At 64.8% G+C, this 2,748-nt stretch carries 2 protein-coding genes; one reads left to right on the top strand and one right to left on the bottom strand.

From position 1 onward, the window contains the following. The coding region (locus LLH00_15330) for a hypothetical protein (GenBank protein ID MCE5272651.1) at positions 1-1,715 on the bottom strand (1,715 nt) is incomplete at its 3' end. Positions 1,716-1,935: 220 nt separating this feature from the next. Here LLH00_15330 and LLH00_15325 point away from each other — a divergent pair. Next, on the top strand, positions 1,936-2,748 hold an 813-nt coding region (locus LLH00_15325), incomplete at its 3' end, for a hypothetical protein (protein MCE5272650.1).

The raw sequence follows: 2,748 nt of genomic DNA, 5'->3' as shown, positions 1-2,748 counted from the left end.
CGCAGCGCGGCGCCCAGATCGCCGTTCATGAAACAGACCACCGCACCGCCGTAGAGCTGGAAGAACTCGCGGGTCTGCTGCAGGCTCGAGCGCCTTTGCTCCAGGGCCTCCAGCAGCGCGGCGGCATCACCGTAATCCGGGTTGTCCGCCACCAGGGCGCGCAGCTTTTCCTGCGCCAGCCCGAACCGTCCGATACAGCAGCAGAGAAACGCCTCCCAGAACCGCGCGAGACGGTTGTCCGGCTCGGTCCGGCTCAGGCTTTCGAAACATTGCAGGGCCTGTTCCCATTGTTTCTGCCGCAGCCTGACCCGCCCCAGGTTGAACAGGGCCTCGCTCCGGGCCGGGTTCCAATACAGGGAGGTGGAGTCGGCGCGGCCGGCCGCCTCCAGGGAGTCGAGCGCCTGGTAGATCACACCGAGGTAGAAATAACCCTCGCTGGTGTAAGGCGCCCTCTCCACCACCTTTTTTATCTGGGGTAGGGCCCCGACATAGTCCCCTGCCGCCAGGCAGAAGTAAGAGTACCGGAAATAATCCGTGAAGACAAAGGGGAAACGTGCCAGGTCCTTGAGCGTGCCAGCCAGAACAGAATCGCTCCGGGCGCTGTCCACCGGTGCCGTGGCGGGCGCGGAGCGGAACTCGTCGACCAGGAACTCGGCCAGGGCTTCGGCGGCCAGGTCGTGCCCCCGGGGACACCAATGGCCGTCCACCCGGAAATACAACGAGTCACGCGCGGCGGAGGCAAGGAACGCCGGCTTGAGGTCCAGGAAGCTGATCCCGAGGCCCAGGCAGGCCTGGCGCAGGCAATCGCGCGGACGGTCCAGGTCGACCTCCGCCGGGTCGAGGCTGAGATATCGCTCTGCCGCCGGGTTCAGTTTCTTCAGGTATTCCATCTTGTCGGCGCGTATCTCGAGCGGGTGGGGGATGTAGAAGACGCACAGACGGCAGCCCAGGCTGTCGCAGACGGCTTTGAGACGGGCCAGGAGGCGCTCCTCGTTGGCCTGCAGGACAAGGCTCTCCGGGGTCTGCGCCCGGCGGAAAAAGCAGAGCGGGTCCCATTCGGGGTCCCATTTCAGGAAAGTGCTGTCCGGCGCGTGCGGCACCCCGCCCGTAAGCTTGTACTGCACCAGGGCGGCCAGGTAGGAATGCCGGCACAGGGCATCCGCCGTACCGTCCGGCCCGAATTTCTGCTGAACCCCGTAGCGCGCGGAGATCCTTCGGTTGTCGCTCGGATCGTTGTAGAAATAGCCCAGCACCAGCATGTCCGGCCTGAACTCCCGGCCGTAAAGGCAGAATTCGGCTATCTCCCTCACTGTGCCGTAACCCCAGACCCCCATGTTGACAGTCTCGTAGACCTGGGTGCTGTCGAGCGCGTTGAGCCGGCTGGCGGTCAGGCTGGTGACCGACTCCTCGTCCCGGACCCCGTAACCCATGACAAAGGAATCGCCCAGGAAAACGATCCGGCGGGTCGGGTCCGCGGCGGATGGCTCTCCGTTGCGGCGGAACCCGCGGCTGTCCACGCTCAGGGGCGCGTTGAACTCGCGGGTCACAATCCGCCCGCTGAAACCGGGCAGCAGACGGTAGCCGAGGAACGCATCGGCGGTGAACATCTTGGGGAAATAAACGAAACTGGTGGGGAAAAACAGGCGCAGTCCGAGTTCGAGGCAGGCCAGCAGAACGGCCAGGGGGATGAGCGTGAACAGGATTTTTTTGAGCACGGGCGGTCCGGATGGTTGGGGTTAGGGTCTGTCCATCCCGGGAGAGAGCGAAACCGGATCCGAATATATAACAGGCATTCGTGACAATCAAAACAATTACGCAGAACAGTCCCGGCCGCCCAGGCCCCGCCAGCTTTCTCCCTTGACCCCCACCGGGCGGGGACCTAAAATTGTCCACAAAGTCCTCCTCTTTCTGTCCCCTCAACCGGAGAATACCGCCATGTCAGCCCTGCGCACCGTTTTGGCCTTGCTCGCTATGAGTGTCTCTGTCGCTTCCGCCGCGGGCCCCGCGCCTGCCGCCTCGGTCAGCGTGGCCGATTTCTACAGCCCCGGCTCGCCCACCTCCGGCATCCAGGAAGCGGTGGATGCCCTGCCCGCCTCGGGCGGGATCGTGTTTCTGCCCGCCGGCGAGTACAGCCTCATCCGCTCGGTCAACCTGCGCTCCGGGGTCTACCTGCACGGCCAGGGCGAGCAGAGCCGGATCGTGCGCCGCAAGAGCTGCGTGGAGGTGAAACTGGCCGCGGATGCCCTCAAGGGTGCGCGCGAGGTCAAAGCCGAAAGCGTGAAGGGCCTGGCCGTGGGCGATGAGGTGACCGTGTTCAGCGACGAAAGCTACGGCTGGTACTGCACACATGCCATTGTCGCCGCCATCGAGGGCAACAGCCTGCGGCTCGACCGCGAGCTGACCCACGACTACCTGCTCAAGGAACAGGCCGGAGTGAATAACTTCCATCCCGCGATCTACGCCCTGGAGGCGGGCGGCATCCGGGTGGAGGACCTGTTCATCCAGGGCAACCTGGAACGCGGAGCCATGTTCAAGAACGAGTTCACGGTCAGCGCGGTGCATTTCAACGCCGTGACCGACGCGATCATCTCGCGCCTGCACGTGAAGGCCTGGCCCGGGGATGGGATCAGCATGCAGCGCGGCGACAACGTCACCGTGACCGAGTGCCTGAGCGAGTACAACCTGGGCCACGGGTTCCACCCCGGCACCGGGATCACCAGCGGCGCCTGGACCGACAACACGGGGCGG

This window comes from bacterium (assembly GCA_021372515.1).
Taxonomy (GTDB): Bacteria; Gemmatimonadota; Glassbacteria; order GWA2-58-10; family GWA2-58-10; genus JAJFUG01.
This window is presented reverse-complemented; position numbering and strand designations above follow the sequence as displayed.